Origin of the sequence: Salipiger sp. HF18, from assembly GCF_011806505.1 — a bacterium.
In the GTDB taxonomy this organism is placed as follows: domain Bacteria; phylum Pseudomonadota; class Alphaproteobacteria; order Rhodobacterales; family Rhodobacteraceae; genus Salipiger; species Salipiger thiooxidans.
This window is the reverse complement of the sequence record NZ_JAATOS010000079.1, coordinates 1-13,935: the sequence shown is the minus strand read 5'-3', so window position 1 is coordinate 13,935 and position 13,935 is coordinate 1. Positions and strand designations below refer to the sequence as shown.

The window sequence follows — 13,935 nt, the reverse complement described above, 5'->3', positions numbered from 1 at the left end:
GCCCTCGGGCGGGATCGTCTCTCCCTTGACGATGAGCCGCACCAGCTCGATTCCCAGCGCTTTTTCGGCGAAATCATAGGTCAGGTCGCCCGGGTCGCCCGACACCGTCAGCGCAAAGTCCCGCGCATGGTAGTCGAGCGCCATGTCGATGCTCTCCTCGTCCTTGGGATCCACCTTCACCATGATCGGCATGGTTTCGGGCAGACGCACCGAGACGCTGCCGTCGCCGGTCGGCGCAAGGATCAACTCGCCGATCTCGAACACACCAGAGCCGTTGTCCTCGGGCATCGGCATGGCGATCGAGAGCGGCGTCACCACCAGCCGGTCGCCATCCGTCGTCTCGCGCGCGGTGACCTCGTAGCCGAAGCTCTCGAGGTAGCCCTGCAGCTCGTCCCAGACCTGCTGCGGCGTCACGTCCGCAAGGGCGGGCGTGCCCGCGACAAGGGCCGTGACCGCCGCCGCGACGGTGAGTCTCGAAACGCACATGATGAATCCTCTCTCAGGGCAAAAGGCACTTTGCTGAAACTTCGGTTCCCTGTCCCGCAGGGTCAAGAGGCTGGACCGGGGGTATTCCAGCCTTTACCAAGGTTGTGAATCGAGAAAACGAGGCATCTCATGGATCTGACAGGGAAAACCGTGATGATCACCGGAGCGAGCCGGGGCATCGGTGCCGCCGCCGCCCGGGTCTTCGCAGAGGCCGGTGCAAAAGTCGCGCTGGTGGCCCGCAGCGGCGACGCCATCGCCGAGCTCGCAGGCGAGATCGGCCCCGCGGCCGTCGCCATCCCCTGCGAAATCTCGCGCTACTGGGAGGTCGAGCAGGCGGTGCAGAACTGCCTCAAGGCCTTCGGCTCGCTCGACATCCTGGTGAACAACGCCGGGGTGATCGAGCCCATCGCGCCGCTGGCCGCGGCCGATCCGGCCGAGTGGGGCGCGGTGATCGACATCAACACCAAGGGCGTCTACCACGGCATGCGCGCGGCGCTGCCGGTGATGCTGGAGGCGGGTGGCGGCAGCATCCTGACCATCGGTTCGGGTGCGGCGCACGATGCGCTCGAGGGCTGGTCGGCCTACTGCACCTCGAAGGCGGGCGCGCTGATGCTGACCCGCTCCGCCGACACGGAATACCGCGACAAGGGGATCCGGGCGATCTCGCTGTCGCCGGGCACCGTCGCCACGCAGATGCAGAAGACCATCAAGGCCAGCGGCGTGAACCCGGTGAGCGAGCTCGAGTGGACCGACCACATCCCGCCGGAATGGGTGGCGAAGGCCCTGCTCTGGATGTGCAGCGCCGAGGCCGACGTGCATCTCGGTGGCGAGATCAGGCTTCGCGACGAGGCGATCCGCCGCCAGGTCGGAGTGATATGATCTCGCTCGAAAAGGACGGCGGCTACTGGCTCGCCGTCATCGACCGGCCCGACAAGGCGAACTCGCTGACACCCGAAATGCTCGAGCGGCTCTGCGAGATCGCCGAGGCCGCCCGTGACGCGCAGGTGCTGGTGTTGACCGGCGTCGGCAAGGTGTTCTCGGCCGGGGCTGATCTGGACGCCGCCCGGGCCGGGCTTGCCACCTCGCCGCTGTGGGAGCGCCTCTCGGGCGCCATCGCGCAACTGCCGGGGCTGACGGTCTGCGCGCTCAACGGCACCATTGCCGGCGGCGCCATGGGCATGGCGCTGGCCTGCGACCTGCGGGTCGCGGTGCCCGGCGCCAAGCTCTTCTATCCGGTGATGAAGCTGGGCTTCCTGCCACAACCCTCGGACCCGGTGCGGCTGGCGGCGCTGGTCGGACCGGCGCGCGCCAAGATGATCCTGATGGCGGGCCAGAAGATCCCCGTGGAAGAGGCGCAGACCTGGGGCCTGATCGACCGCATCGTCGAGCCCGATGCGCTGGTGACCGAGGTACGCGCGCTGGCCGCCGACACCCTCGCGGCGGATCCGGCCCATGCCCGCGCCATCAAGGCGATGATCCGCTAGGGGCCGGGGCATGTGCGGACGTTACGCCATAACGCTCGCCAAGGAGGCCATGGCCCAGCTCTTCGAGGCGGTGCCCGCCAACGACCTGCCCGAGATCCCGAACTTCAACGTCTGCCCCACCGTGCAGGTGCACACCGTGCGCAGTGCCGAGGGGATCCGGAGCCTCGCGCCGATGCGCTGGGGCTTCCTGCCGCACTGGTACAAGACGCCCACCGACGGCCCGCTGCTGATCAACGCCCGCGCCGAGACCATCGCCGAGAAGCCCGCCTTCCGCGCCGCCTGCCGCGAGCGCCGCTGCCTGATCCCCGCCAGCGGCTTCTACGAATGGACCAAGGACGAGGACGGCAAGCGCCTGCCCTGGTACATCCACCCGGCCGATGCCGACACGCTGGTCTTCGCCGGGATCTGGCAGGACTGGGAACGGGACGGCGAGCAGTTTCGCACCTGCGCCCTCGTCACCACCGGCGCCGAGGGCGAGATGAAGACCATACACCACCGCATGCCGGTGATCCTCGCGCCGCAGGACTGGCCGCTCTGGCTTGGCGAAAGCGGCCACGGCGCGGCCACGCTGATGCGTGCCGCGCCCGAAGGCTCGCTGCGCTTTCACCGCGTCGATCCGGCGGTCAACTCCAACCGCGCCAGCGGGCCGGAGCTGATCGAGCCGATCGACCCGACCTGACGGCGCGGGCCGGCTCAGTTCTCGTGGTTGCGCTCGAGGTTCCGCTCAAGATCCAGCGGCGGCTCGACGGTGTAGTCCACCACCCCCGCCACGGTGCTGCCCTCGGTCAGCAGGTCGCCGTAGCTCTGCTGCATCCCCGCCACCACGTCGATGATCGACTGCTCGCCCGGCTGCAGGAGCCCGGTGCTCCAGCTGTCGTCAGTCGCCACGGCGGACATCGCGAGGTCGGAGTTGTTCACGAAGCGGATGGTGTCCCCCACGGTCGGGTAGACGTAGTCGGGGAAGTAGCCGATGCCCATCATCAGCACGTAGTGCTCTTCGGCATGGACCGCCGCAGAGAAAAGCGCCACCGACAGCGGGATGGAAAGGGTCAGGGCAAGGGCCCGGCAACCTGTCTTGCGCAGCATGGTTCGCTCCTTCGAAAGGCACAACACGGCCCCCACCGCTTTGCCGGTGGCAAGGATTAAGAGACGATTAGGGCGAGAGTTTGACCGCGTCTCGCAAGCACCGCGGCGGGGTCAGAGGCTGTCAGACCCCAAAAGCGCGGTGGCGATCATGTCCGCCGCCGACGGGCCCAGCGCCAGCGGCGTGTCGTGCAGCACCGAAAGCCGGGTCAGCGCCTGCAGGTCGGCCTCGCCGCCATGCGGGACCGTCGGGTCGGCGAAGAAGATCACCGCGTCGAGCTCGCCCGTCGCGATCAGCGCGCCGAGCTGCTGGTCGCCCCCGCGCGAGCCGCGCTGCAGGCGGTGCACGCTGAGCTGAGGCGCGGCCTCCGAGATCACGTGGCCGGTGCCGCCGGTGCAGATCAGCCGGTGCCCCTCGAGCGCGGCGGCGTGGCGCGTGACCCAGGCCCGCAGATGCGCCTTGCGGGTGTCGTGGGCGGCCAGCGCGATGCGCCGTGGCGCGGTCGAACGTGCACGCGCCCGTGCTGTCAGGCCGAGGATGGCGCGGACCTGCGCGGCGAAACCGGGCCCCTCGGCGGGAAAGGCCCCGGCGAGCGCCGCGGTGCCCACGGTGAAGCCCCCTGCCCCGGCCTCGGCAGCGGCGTTGATGCGGGCCTCGCCGTCGATGCTGCCCGCCATGATCACCGGTTTGCCGACGGCGCTGCACACCGCGCGCATCAGCGCCGGCACGTCACCCGCGAATCGATAGGCCAGCAGGTCGAGCCCGTGCACATGTTCCAGATCCGCGAGCTTTCGGGCCGAGTCGACGATGGCCTCGGCCGGCCCCTCGAGCACGCTCGGGTGGCCCGAGATCCGGCCCGCGAAGGGATAGTAGCGCAGCGGGTGGCTCCGGGTGACCTGGGTCACCGCCTGCGGTCGGGTGCCGCCCAGCAGGCAGTCGACATCGAGCTCCACCGCGGTGCGGGCCGAGGCGAGCTCGCTCTCCTCGTCGAGGCTCACCACCTCGAGATAGGACCGCCCGCCCGAGGTGCGAATCGCATCGGCAAGCCCCTTCAGCTCAGAGAACGGCAGGCCCACGTCCTTGAACCCGATGTGCCGGACCCCGCCCTCGAGCGCCTCGTCGATTCGGGCGCGGGCGTCGGGGATGGTGCGGTCGTTCTCGGTGAGCATGAGGATGAAGTCGAAAGCCATGGGATCCTTCCTCTGCTTCGCGGGGTCTCTGCTCTGCCGGGCTTCTGCCGTGCCGGGGCCGTGCTGCAACCCTAGCGCCATTGCCGGTGCGGTCAAAGGTGCTCACGCCCCCCGGGCGGGGTTCTGCGGGTTTTCGCGGCGCGCGTGCATGGGGGCTGCACGACCGGCCATCGCTTGCTAGGCTGGCAGGCAAAGCGAACAGGGAGATCGCCATGAACAGACTGCTTCTTTCCCTTGGCCTTGCGATGCTTGCCGCCGCGCCGGCGCTGGCGCAGGACGCCGCGGACAGCGTCGCCCCCGAGGCCGCCACCGAAGATGCCGAGGCCTTTGCCTCGATCTCCGAGCCCGCGCGCAAGGCGCTGGAGGCCCGGCAGTCGGGCGTGCCCACGGAGGCGCAGGACTGGATGGTCGCCGCGGCGAATCCGCTGGCGGTCGAGGCCGGCGCACGGGTGCTGCGCGAGGGCGGCACCGCGGCGGATGCCATGGTCGCCGTGCAGGCGGTGCTGGGGCTGGTCGAGCCGCAATCCTCGGGCCTCGGCGGCGGTGCCTTCCTTGTCTGGTACGACGCCGAAAGCGGCGAGATCACCACGCTCGACGGGCGCGAGACGGCGCCGCTCGACGCCAACCCGCGGCTGTTTCAGGACGAGGCGGGCGAGCCGCTCAAGTTCTTCGACGCGGTGGTGGGCGGGCTCTCCGTCGGCACCCCCGGCACGCCGCGCCTGATGGAGGCCGCGCACGAGCGCTGGGGCAGCGCCGACTGGTCCGGGCTCTTCGACGAGGCCATCGCGCTGGCCGAAGACGGCTTCACCGTCTCGCCGCGGCTGGCCGGGCTGGTCGCCGAAGAGGGCGAGCGGCTGCAGACCTTCCCCGCGACCGCCGCCTATTTCTTCCCCGACGGCGCCGCCATCGAGGCGGGCAGCCGCCTGACCAACCCCGACTACGCCGCGACCCTGCGGAGCATCGCCAGCGAAGGCGCAGATGCCTTCTATACCGGCGAGATCGCCGAGGACATCGTCGCCGCCGTCCGGGGCGCCGAGGGCAACCCCGGCAAGCTCTCGACGCTCGACCTGATGCGCTACCGGGTGGTCGAGCGCCCGGCGGTCTGCGCGGCGTACCGCGCCCACGAGGTCTGCGGCATGGGCCCGCCCTCGTCGGGAGCGCTGACCGTGGGGCAGATCCTCGGGATGCTCGACAGCTACGACCTCGCGGCGCTTGGCCCGGAGAGCCCCGAGGCATGGCGGCTGATCGGCGACGCCTCGCGCCTCGCCTTCGCCGACCGTGACCGCTACATGGCCGACAGCGACTTCGTACCGATGCCGGTGAAGGGCCTCGTGGCACCCGACTACCTCGCCTCGCGGGCCGAGCTTCTGGCCGGCGACGACGCCCTGCCCGAGGTCGCGGCGGGCAACCCGGCGTGGGACCACGCCATGCTGCTGGCCGATGACGAGAGCATCGAGCTGCCCTCGACCTCGCACATCTCCATCGTCGACGCGCAGGGCAACGCGCTGTCGATGACCACCACCATCGAGAACGGCTTCGGCTCGCGGGTCATGGCGCGGGGCTTCCTGCTCAACAACGAACTCACCGATTTCTCCTTCCGCAGCCAACGCGACGGCGTGCCCATCGCCAACCGCGTCGAGCCCGGCAAGCGTCCGCGCTCGTCGATGTCCCCCACCATCGTGACCCGGGACGGCGCCCCGGTGCTGGTGATCGGCAGCCCCGGCGGCAGCCGCATCATCGGCTACGTGGCGCAGGCCATCGTCGCGCATATCGACTGGGGCATGGACGTTCAGCAGGCTGTGGCGATGCCGCATTTCGTCAACCGCTTCGGCACCTACGACCTCGAGGAAGGCACCCCTGCCGCCGATCTCGAGACGCCGCTCACCGAGCTCGGCTACGAGGTGAGCGTGCGCGAGCTGAACTCGGGGCTGCACGCCATCGCCGTGGGCGACGGGCTGAAGGGCGGTGCCGATCCGCGCCGCGAGGGCATCGCACTCGGCGAGTGAGGCTCAGAACACCCCGAGGCTGAGCCCCGCCGCCATCGCCGCGCCCAGCTCGCGGCAGCGGTCGAGCTCGGTCTCGGGGATCGTCTTCTGCGCGAGGATCGCCTCGGACGTCTGGGCGTGGGTGCAGACGATGAGCGGCGGCTGCACCTCGCGCAGGCGCCAGCCGGTGGCGATGCGGGCGGTCTGGCGGGCCGCACCCTCGCCATCCGAGCCGGCGCAGATCATCTGCGCATAGGGCCGCCCCTCGATCCGGCCCAGCACCGGGTAATAGCAGCGGTCGAAGAATTCCTTCATCATTCCTGACAGCGCCGCGAGGTTCTCGGGCGCGCAGAAGAGGTAGCCGTCGGCCCGCAGCAGATCCTCGGGCCCCGCGTCGGCGGCGGCCTTCAGCACCGTCGGCGCCTCGGCGCGCGCCGCCTCCGCCGCGGCCCCGGCCATGGCGCGGCTGCCGCCGGTGCGCGAGTGATAGACGATCAGCAATTCCATCCGCCAAGCCTAGCCGCGGCGGCGCCGACGGCAAGTCCCGCATCGCCGGTCTTGACGCCCCAGACCCCATGAAATATGCAAGCCGTCAATGCGCGGGCGTTGTGTAATGGTAAGACCTCAGCCTTCCAAGCTGATGATACGGGTTCGATTCCCGTCGCCCGCTCCAGATCCTTCCCCATGAGCCCCCGACACGCACGCTGCTCCCGCGCCGTGCCCGGACCATCGTCGCCCTTGCGGCATGCTGCGCCTTGATTCCTGCGCGAACCGTGGCAAAAGACCTTCGCGCAGGACAGGAGACGGCATGGCACACGGAAACCCCGCATCGGCAATCGCGGAAGAGCGCGGCAAGTCCCGCAGGCTTGGCTCGCTCCGGGCACTGCTGCCCTTCATGCTGCCCTACAAGGGGCTGATGTTCGCCGCCACGCTGGCGCTGATCGCCACCGCGACGGTGTCGCTGACCCTGCCCATGGCGGTGCGCCGGGTGGTCGACAACTTCAACGCCGAGGACGGCGCGCTGCTCGACTACTACTTCACCGCGGCGCTCGGCATTGCGGCGCTGCTGGCGATCGGCACCGCCGCCCGCTACGCGCTGGTCACCCGGCTGGGCGAACGCGTGGTGGCCGACATCCGCAAGGCGGTTTTCGACCGGGTCATCGGCCTTTCGCCGGTGTTCTACGAGAAGATCATGACCGGCGAGGTACTGAGCCGGATCACCACCGACACCACGCTGATCCAGTCGGTCATCGGTTCCTCGGTCTCCATCGCGCTGCGCAACGTGCTGATGATGGCGGGCGGGCTGGTGCTGATGCTGCTGACCTCGGCCAAGCTCACCGGGCTGGTGCTGCTGCTGGTGCCCGTGGTGATCGTGCCGATCCTCACGCTGGGCCGCCGCCTGCGCAAGCTCAGCCGCGAGAACCAGGACTGGATCGCGGTCTCCTCGGGCAACGCCGCCGAGGCACTGGCCGCGGTGCAGACCGTTCAGGCCTTCACCCACGAGACGATCTCGCGCGGGACCTTCGGCGAGGTCACCGAAAAGAGCTTCGACGCGGCGCGGCGCCGGATCTGGGTCCGGGCGCTGATGACCGCCATCGTCATCTTCCTCGTCTTCACCGGCATCGTCGGCGTGCTCTGGATGGGCGCCTGGGATGTGCGCGCGGGCGACATGAGCGCCGGTGCGCTTGTGCAGTTCGTGATCTACTCGGTCATGGTCGCGGGCGCCGTCGCGGCGCTGTCCGAGATCTTCGGCGAGCTGCAGCGCGCCGCCGGCGCCACCGAGCGGCTGGTCGAACTGCTCGAGACAGAGGACGCGGTGCAGGATCCCGCCGCCCCGCAGCGGCTGCCCGCCCCGGTGCGCGGCGAGATCGGCTTCGAGCACGTGCAGTTCTCGTACCCGTCGCGGCCCGGCGTCTCGGCGCTGGCGGATCTCGACATCATCATCCGTCCCGGCGAGACCGTGGCGCTGGTTGGCCCCTCGGGCGCCGGCAAGACCACCATTGTGCAGCTGATCCAGCGCTTCTACGACCCCGATGCGGGCCGGGTGACGCTCGATGGCGTGGCGCTGGATGCGCTCGCCCGCGACGACTTCCGTCAGCACATCGCGCTGGTGCCGCAGGATCCGGTGATCTTCGCCGCCTCCGCACGCGACAACATCCGCTTCGGCCGCCCCGACGCCACCGACGCCGAGATCGAGGAGGCCGCGAAGGCCGCCGCCGCGGACGGCTTCATCTCGGCCCTGCCCGAAGGCTACGACACCTATCTGGGCGAGCGCGGCGTGATGCTCTCGGGCGGCCAGAAGCAGCGCATCGCCATCGCCCGCGCAATACTGCGCGACGCGCCGGTGCTGCTGCTTGACGAGGCGACCTCGGCGCTCGACGCCGAGAGCGAACGCGCGGTGCAGGCGGCGGTGGACCGGCTCGCCGAAGGCCGCACCACGATCATCGTGGCGCACCGGCTGGCGACGGTGAAGAAGGCCGACCGCATCGTGGTCATGGATCAGGGGCGCATCGTGGCACAGGGCTCGCATGCCGCGCTGGTGGCCGAGGGCGGGCTCTACGCCCGGCTCGCACGGCTGCAGTTCACCGACGGCATCGCGGCGGAGTAGCCCGCCCCCTCAAACGCAAAAGCGCCGCCCCAGCCGGGCGGCGCTTTCGTTTTCGGCGGTATCGAGACCCTCAGGCGTCCTGCGTGGCACCTTCGCGCACGGTGTCGATCATCAGCTGCACGTTCTCGGGGTCCGCGTCCGGCGTGATGCCATGGCCGAGGTTGAAGATGTGCGGCCCCTTCGAGAAGGCCCTCACCACGCGCCGCGTCTCGGCCACGAGCGCGTCGCCCCCGGTCACCATGTGCGACGAGGCGAGGTTGCCCTGCACGCAGCCCGAGACCTGCACGTGTTCGGCCGCCCACTCGGGCGTCACGCTGTCATCGACCGCCACGCAATCGGCGCCGGTGGCCTCGTGGAACCCGACATAGCCCTCGCCCGCCTGCCGCGGGAAGACGATGACGGGAAGGCCCGGATGCCGCGCCTTGAGCTCCCGTGTGATGATCCGCGCGGGCTCGAGCGCGTAGCGTTGGAAATCCTCGCCGTCGAGCGACCCGGCCCAGCTGTCGAAGAGCTTGACCACCTCGGCCCCGGCCTCGACCTGCGCCGAGAGGTAGTCGATCGTCGACTCGGTCAGCCGCTCGATGATCTTCTCGAAGAGCGCCCGGTTCTCGGCCTTGAGCGCATGCGCCGGCCCCTGGTCCGGGGTGCCGCGCCCGGCGATCATGTAGGTCGCCACGGTCCAGGGCGCCCCGGCGAAGCCGATCAGCGTGGTCTCGGAGGGCAGCTCGCGGCGCAGGATCTTCACCGTCTCGTAGATCGGGTTCAGCGTGTCGTGGATCATCTCGCCGCGGCCAAGCTTGTCGAAACCGGCCTCGGTGGTGATCGTCGACAGCCGCGGCCCCTCGCCGGTGACGAACCACAGGTCCGCGCCCAGCGCCTGCGGCAGCAGCAGGATGTCGGCGAACAGGATCGCCGCGTCGAAGCCGTAGCGGCGGATCGGCTGCAGGGTGACCTCGGCGGCCAGTTCGGGGTTGTAGCACAGCGACAGGAAGTCGCCTGCCTGCGCCCGGGTGGCCTTGTATTCCGGCAGGTAGCGCCCGGCCTGCCGCATCATCCAGATCGGCGGTGTGGGCAGCGTTTCCCCGGCCAGTGCCCGAAGGATGGTCTTTGTCATGTCGCGGCCTCCCAAGTTCGGTGTCGCAGGCGGCAATATGTCAATTCACGCCCCATTGCCACACGCAATCCCGCGACATAAAGCTCTGGCCATGACACGCGCGCTTCCTTCCCCCGACCAGCCGCTCCGGATCGGCACCCGCGGCTCGCCGCTGGCGCTGGCCCAGGCCCACGAGACCCGCGACCGCCTCTGCGACACCTTCGCGCTGTCGCCAGAGGCCTTCGAGATCGTCGTCATCCGGACCACCGGCGACGACCGCTCGATGATCGCCGCCGACCGTCCGCTGAAGGAGATCGGCAACAAGGGGCTCTTCACCAAGGAGATCGAAGAGCAGCTTATGGCGGGCGGCATCGACATCGCTGTGCACTCGATGAAGGACATGCCGACGCTGCAGCCCGAGGGGCTGATGCTCGACTGCTACCTGCCGCGCGAGGACGTGCGCGACGCCTTCATCTCGCCCGGCCATGGCGGCCTTGCCGACCTGCCCGCGGGCACCGTGGTCGGCACCTCGTCGCTGCGCCGCCGGGCGCAGTTGCTGAACCGGCGCCCGGATCTCAGTGTGGTGGAGTTCCGCGGCAACCTGCAGACCCGGCTGAAGAAGCTCGAGGACGGTGTGGCCGCGGCGACCTTCCTGGCGATGGCAGGGCTGAACCGGATGGGCATGACCGACGTGCCGATGACCGCCATGTCGCCGGACGAGATGCTGCCCGCGGTGGCGCAGGGCGCCATCGGCATCGAGCGCCGCAGCGACGACAGCCGCGCCGCCGAGATGCTGGCCGCGATCCACGACCGCGACACCGCGCTCCGTCTCGGCGCCGAACGCGCCTTCCTCGCCGAACTCGACGGTTCCTGCGAGACGCCGATCGCCGGGCTCGCTGAACTCGACGGCACCGCGCTACGCCTGCGCGGCGAGCTGCTCGCGCCGGACGGCAGCGCCTCGCACGCGGGCGAGATCACCGGCCCCGCCGACAACGGCCCCGAGCTCGGGCGCCTGCTCGCGCAGCAGCTTCTGGCAAGGGCCGGCGCAGACTTCTTCGCCTGGCGCGGCTGAAGACTCACGCCCTGCCCCCGGCGCCGTTCCGGCGGCACCGGACGGCCTGCCTCCGGCGGGAGTTTATCCGGCAAGATGAAGGACGGGGTCCCGCGCAACGCCCCATCTTCATCTTGCAAGGTAAACTCCGGGGGTGAGGCGCGGCACGCGCCGAGGGAGCAGAGGCCCCTATTGCCCCAGCATCTCGGCCGCACGACGCAGGTCCGCCTCGAAGGCCGCTTCCGCAGCCGCGCGCTCGGTCGCGGGCAGCCGCAGCAGGTAGGACGGGTGCACGGTGACCAGCACCGGCGTGCCCTCCGCCGTCTGCTCGACGCCGCCGCGCCGGGTCAGCAGGCCGCGGCGGTCGCCTGTCAGGCTGTCCAGAGCGGTGGCCCCCATGGCGAGGATCAGCCGCGGCTTCACCTGCGCGCGCTCCAGGTCCAGCCACCAGCGGCAATGCTGGATTTCTCCCTGTGTCGGCGACTGGTGAATGCGGCGCTTGCCGCGGGCGGCGAACTTGAAGTGCTTCACCGCGTTGGTGACGTAGGCGCGCGCCCGGTCGAGCCCGGCCCGCGCCGCGACCTCGTCGAAGAGCTGGCCCGCGGGCCCCACGAAGGGCCGGCCCTCGAGATCCTCGAGATCGCCCGGCTGCTCGCCCACGATCATCAGCGGCGCATTCAGAGGCCCCTCCCCCGGCACCGGCTGGGTGGCGTTTTCCCAGAGCGGGCAGCGGCGGCAGGCGGCGAGCCCCGCGGCGAGATCGTCTCCCGGCTCGGGCACCCGGGCGGCGCGCAGCCGTTCGCCGATGCGCTCGGCACGCGGCGGCGCGACCGTGGGCGCGGCGGCGGCCATCTCGCGGGCCCGCGCCTGTGCCGAGGCGACCATTTCGGGGATGAGCGCGGTCTCGGGCATGTTGCGCCAGTATTTCTTCGGCATCTCCGCCTGCATCGCCTTCAGCTTCACCCGCGCGGGGTTGAAGATGTTGCGGAAATAGGTGCGCCAGAGATCCTCGGCCGCGTCCTCGGGCAGGTCGGGCCGCGCCGCCGCGGCGCCGAAGCGCAGCGTGCCCGCCTCGAAATGCGCCGAGAGGTCGGGGGTGAGGATCGACCAGTCCATGTCGCCGAAGCGCCGCACGAAGAAGGGCGCGGTCAGCTCGAGGATGTGGTGCGACGGCTCGAACCACGCGGCGAAGCGCCGGCGCCCGGCCTCCGCATCGCCCAGCTCTCGGAAGCGCACGAAGGCGGTCATCTTGTGGCGGTCGCGGCGCACCTCCTTGGCCATGCGCTCCAGCCGGTCGACCAGCGGGTCGGCGCGATCCTCGAGCAGGCGTCGGTCGCGGCCCAGCGCCCAGAGCAGCGCGTAGAGCCGGGCGAAGCGCTCGGGGTCGGCGTGGCAGACCGCCAGCCGGGCGAGTTCCACGAAGCCGCGGGGCACCGTCACCGCGCCGCCTCCGGGCGTGGGCGCCGCGGCGGGGGCGCCCGCGAAGAGGTCGGCCTCGCCCGCCCCGCGCTGCCAGAGCACCTCTTCGGGTGGTACACCCTCGGCCAGCAGCGCCCGCGCCTCGTCGCGCCAGCCCTCGAAGGTGCCGATCTCGGGAAGCACCACGCAGCGCATCAGATCAGCTGCAGCTGCTCGGGCGGCGGCGCGAAGCGGGCGCGCAGGTCTGCGGCGTCGCCCAGCGCCCGCGGGCGCCAGTCGAGCAGGGTGATGAAGGGCTTGGCCTGCTTGAGGTTCGCCCCCATCCGCCGCAGGTCCTCGTAGCGCAGGGTGCGGTGACCCCGCGTGGCGAGGATCCGGCCAACAGTCTTGGTCCCCAGCCCCGGAACCCGCAAGAGCGTCTCGCGCTCGGCGCGGTTCACGTCGACCGGGAACAGGTGCCGGTTGGCCAGCGCCCAGGCGAGCTTCGGGTCGACCTCAAGATCCAGCAGCCCGCCGGCAGTGGAGGCGGCGATCTCGTCGACCCCGAAACCGTAGAAGCGCAGCAGCCAGTCCGCCTGATAGAGCCTGTGCTCGCGCATCAGCGGCGGCTTGATCAGCGGCAGCGCGGCAGAGCTGTCGGGGATCGGCGAGAAGGCCGAATAATAGACCCGCTTCAGCCGGTAGCTCGAATAGAGCCGGGTCGAGGTCCGCAGGATCGTCGCGTCATCAGCACCGTCGGCACCGACGATCATCTGCGTCGACTGGCCCGCGGGGGCAAAGCGCGCCGGCCGCTTGCCGGTGAAGCTGCGCTCCTTCCGGGCCTCGCGCTTCAGGCGGACGTCGGCCATGGCGCGGCGGATCTGGTCCGGGCTCTTCTCGGGGGCATAGGACTGCACGGCGCGGTCGGTGGGCAGCTCGACGTTGATCGAGAGGCGGTCGGCGTAAAGCCCCGCCTGCTCGATCAGCTCGGGCGCGGCGTCGGGGATGGTCTTGAGGTGGATGTAGCCGCGGAAGCGGTGCTCGGTCCGCAGCATCCGGGCGATGCGGACCATGTCTCCCATGGTCTCGTCCGGCGAGCGGATGATCCCCGAGGACAGGAACAGCCCCTCGATGTAGTTGCGCCGGTAGAACTCCAGCGTCAGCGTCACGACTTCCTCCGGCGAGAACCGCGCCCGCAGGTCGGCGACCGGCTCGCCGCCCTCCTCGCGTTCGTTCTCGAAGGTGAGATCCGCGCCCATGTCCTGCAGGGTGAAGAACAGGCCCGCGCGGGTCGGGTTGAGGCCGATGTTGGGCACCAGCACGTCCGAGCCCTCGGTGATCAGCGCGGCGCAGACCGGGAAGGCGGCCGAGCTCGGGTCGCGCGGCACCACGATCACCTGCGGCCGCAGCTCGGGCTGGCCGGTCAGGGTGATGACCCGGCCCTCGCGGGTGGTCTCGGTGCTGACCTGCGCGCCGAAGCCCGCCAGCATCCGCTCGGAATGGTCGCGCGTCGCCTCGCGCTCGATCACCACGGTCTCGCCCGGCGCGTTCAGCCC

Annotated in this window: 12 protein-coding genes, 1 tRNA gene and 1 pseudogene; 7 read left to right on the top strand and 7 right to left on the bottom strand. The window is 70.5% G+C overall.

The genetic code is table 11. The features are described 5' to 3' along the window. Positions 1–486 (bottom strand): annotated as a pseudogene (locus HC022_RS09670) (hypothetical protein); the annotation flags it as partial. A gap of 129 nt (positions 487–615) precedes the next feature. Here HC022_RS09670 and HC022_RS09665 point away from each other — a divergent pair. Genes HC022_RS09665 through HC022_RS09655 form a run of 3 tightly spaced genes read left to right on the top strand, consistent with a single transcriptional unit; the run spans position 616 to position 2,649 of the window. Then, complete coding sequence (locus tag HC022_RS09665; protein WP_040383799.1) at positions 616–1,365, top strand: SDR family oxidoreductase; 750 nt, start codon at positions 616–618, stop codon at positions 1,363–1,365. Further along, a complete protein-coding gene (locus HC022_RS09660) occupies positions 1,362–1,970 on the top strand; it encodes an enoyl-CoA hydratase/isomerase family protein (RefSeq protein WP_089962078.1) in 609 nt (202 codons plus the stop codon). Before HC022_RS09665 ends, HC022_RS09660 begins: the two co-directional genes overlap by 4 nt. A 10-nt stretch (positions 1,971–1,980) precedes the next feature. Next, a complete protein-coding gene (locus HC022_RS09655) occupies positions 1,981–2,649 on the top strand; it encodes an SOS response-associated peptidase (RefSeq protein WP_167452284.1) in 669 nt (222 codons plus the stop codon). A gap of 14 nt (positions 2,650–2,663) precedes the next feature. On the opposite strand, the gene HC022_RS09650 is transcribed toward HC022_RS09655, so the two are convergent. Together HC022_RS09650 and HC022_RS09645 are read right to left on the bottom strand one after the other, a co-directional pair. Beyond that, positions 2,664–3,056, bottom strand: a complete 393-nt coding sequence (locus tag HC022_RS09650) for a hypothetical protein (RefSeq protein WP_167452283.1) — start codon at positions 3,054–3,056, stop codon at positions 2,664–2,666. A gap of 111 nt (positions 3,057–3,167) precedes the next feature. Then, the gene (locus tag HC022_RS09645) at positions 3,168–4,244 is read right to left on the bottom strand and encodes a methylglyoxal synthase (RefSeq protein WP_167452282.1); all 1,077 of its coding nucleotides are present in this window, start codon (positions 4,242–4,244) and stop codon (positions 3,168–3,170) included. A gap of 212 nt (positions 4,245–4,456) precedes the next feature. Here HC022_RS09645 and ggt point away from each other — a divergent pair, with 212 nt between their 5' ends. Then, on the top strand, positions 4,457–6,250 hold the full coding sequence (gene ggt, locus HC022_RS09640) for a gamma-glutamyltransferase (protein WP_167452281.1): 1,794 nt from the start codon (positions 4,457–4,459) through the stop codon (positions 6,248–6,250). Positions 6,251–6,253: 3 nt separating this feature from the next. Here the strand turns inward: ggt and HC022_RS09635 are convergent, their stop codons facing one another. After that, on the bottom strand, positions 6,254–6,736 hold the full coding sequence (locus HC022_RS09635) for a flavodoxin family protein (RefSeq protein WP_167452280.1): 483 nt from the start codon (positions 6,734–6,736) through the stop codon (positions 6,254–6,256). A 92-nt stretch (positions 6,737–6,828) separates the two neighbouring features. On the opposite strand from HC022_RS09635, the gene HC022_RS09630 reads away from it, so the two are divergent. Further along, positions 6,829–6,902: transfer RNA gene (locus HC022_RS09630), tRNA-Gly, on the top strand. Positions 6,903–7,037: 135 nt separating this feature from the next. Further along, a complete protein-coding gene (locus HC022_RS09625; protein ID WP_167452279.1) occupies positions 7,038–8,837 on the top strand; it encodes an ABC transporter transmembrane domain-containing protein in 1,800 nt (599 codons plus the stop codon). A gap of 70 nt (positions 8,838–8,907) precedes the next feature. On the opposite strand, the gene hemE is transcribed toward HC022_RS09625, so the two are convergent. After that, on the bottom strand, positions 8,908–9,951 hold the full coding sequence (hemE, locus tag HC022_RS09620) for a uroporphyrinogen decarboxylase (RefSeq protein ID WP_167452278.1): 1,044 nt from the start codon (positions 9,949–9,951) through the stop codon (positions 8,908–8,910). A 91-nt stretch (positions 9,952–10,042) separates the two neighbouring features. On the opposite strand from hemE, the gene hemC reads away from it, so the two are divergent. Next, positions 10,043–11,002, top strand: a complete 960-nt coding sequence (gene hemC, locus HC022_RS09615) for a hydroxymethylbilane synthase (RefSeq protein WP_167452277.1) — start codon at positions 10,043–10,045, stop codon at positions 11,000–11,002. 168 nt (positions 11,003–11,170) lie between these two features. Here the strand turns inward: hemC and HC022_RS09610 are convergent, their stop codons facing one another. Both HC022_RS09610 and HC022_RS09605 read right to left on the bottom strand, forming a co-directional pair. After that, a complete protein-coding gene (locus HC022_RS09610; RefSeq protein WP_167452276.1) occupies positions 11,171–12,595 on the bottom strand; it encodes a UdgX family uracil-DNA binding protein in 1,425 nt (474 codons plus the stop codon). Beyond that, positions 12,595–13,935, bottom strand: a 1,341-nt coding sequence (locus HC022_RS09605; protein ID WP_254885030.1) for a putative DNA modification/repair radical SAM protein, incomplete at its 5' end; no start/stop codon positions are given. The genes HC022_RS09605 and HC022_RS09610, both read right to left, overlap by 1 nt.

Excerpts from the sequence above, each read along its gene's own strand:
- HC022_RS09665 (WP_040383799.1), top strand. The coding sequence starts at position 616 with ATGGATCTGACAGGGAAAACCGTGATGATCACCGGAGCGAGCCGGGGC.
- HC022_RS09660 (WP_089962078.1), top strand. The coding sequence starts at position 1,362 with ATGATCTCGCTCGAAAAGGACGGCGGCTACTGGCTCGCCGTCATCGAC.
- HC022_RS09655 (WP_167452284.1), top strand. The coding sequence starts at position 1,981 with ATGTGCGGACGTTACGCCATAACGCTCGCCAAGGAGGCCATGGCCCAG.
- HC022_RS09650 (WP_167452283.1), bottom strand. The coding sequence starts at position 3,056 with ATGCTGCGCAAGACAGGTTGCCGGGCCCTTGCCCTGACCCTTTCCATC.
- HC022_RS09645 (WP_167452282.1), bottom strand. The coding sequence starts at position 4,244 with ATGGCTTTCGACTTCATCCTCATGCTCACCGAGAACGACCGCACCATC.
- ggt (WP_167452281.1), top strand. The coding sequence starts at position 4,457 with ATGAACAGACTGCTTCTTTCCCTTGGCCTTGCGATGCTTGCCGCCGCG.
- HC022_RS09635 (WP_167452280.1), bottom strand. The coding sequence starts at position 6,736 with ATGGAATTGCTGATCGTCTATCACTCGCGCACCGGCGGCAGCCGCGCC.
- HC022_RS09625 (WP_167452279.1), top strand. The coding sequence starts at position 7,038 with ATGGCACACGGAAACCCCGCATCGGCAATCGCGGAAGAGCGCGGCAAG.
- hemE (WP_167452278.1), bottom strand. The coding sequence starts at position 9,951 with ATGACAAAGACCATCCTTCGGGCACTGGCCGGGGAAACGCTGCCCACA.
- hemC (WP_167452277.1), top strand. The coding sequence starts at position 10,043 with ATGACACGCGCGCTTCCTTCCCCCGACCAGCCGCTCCGGATCGGCACC.
- HC022_RS09610 (WP_167452276.1), bottom strand. The coding sequence starts at position 12,595 with ATGCGCTGCGTGGTGCTTCCCGAGATCGGCACCTTCGAGGGCTGGCGC.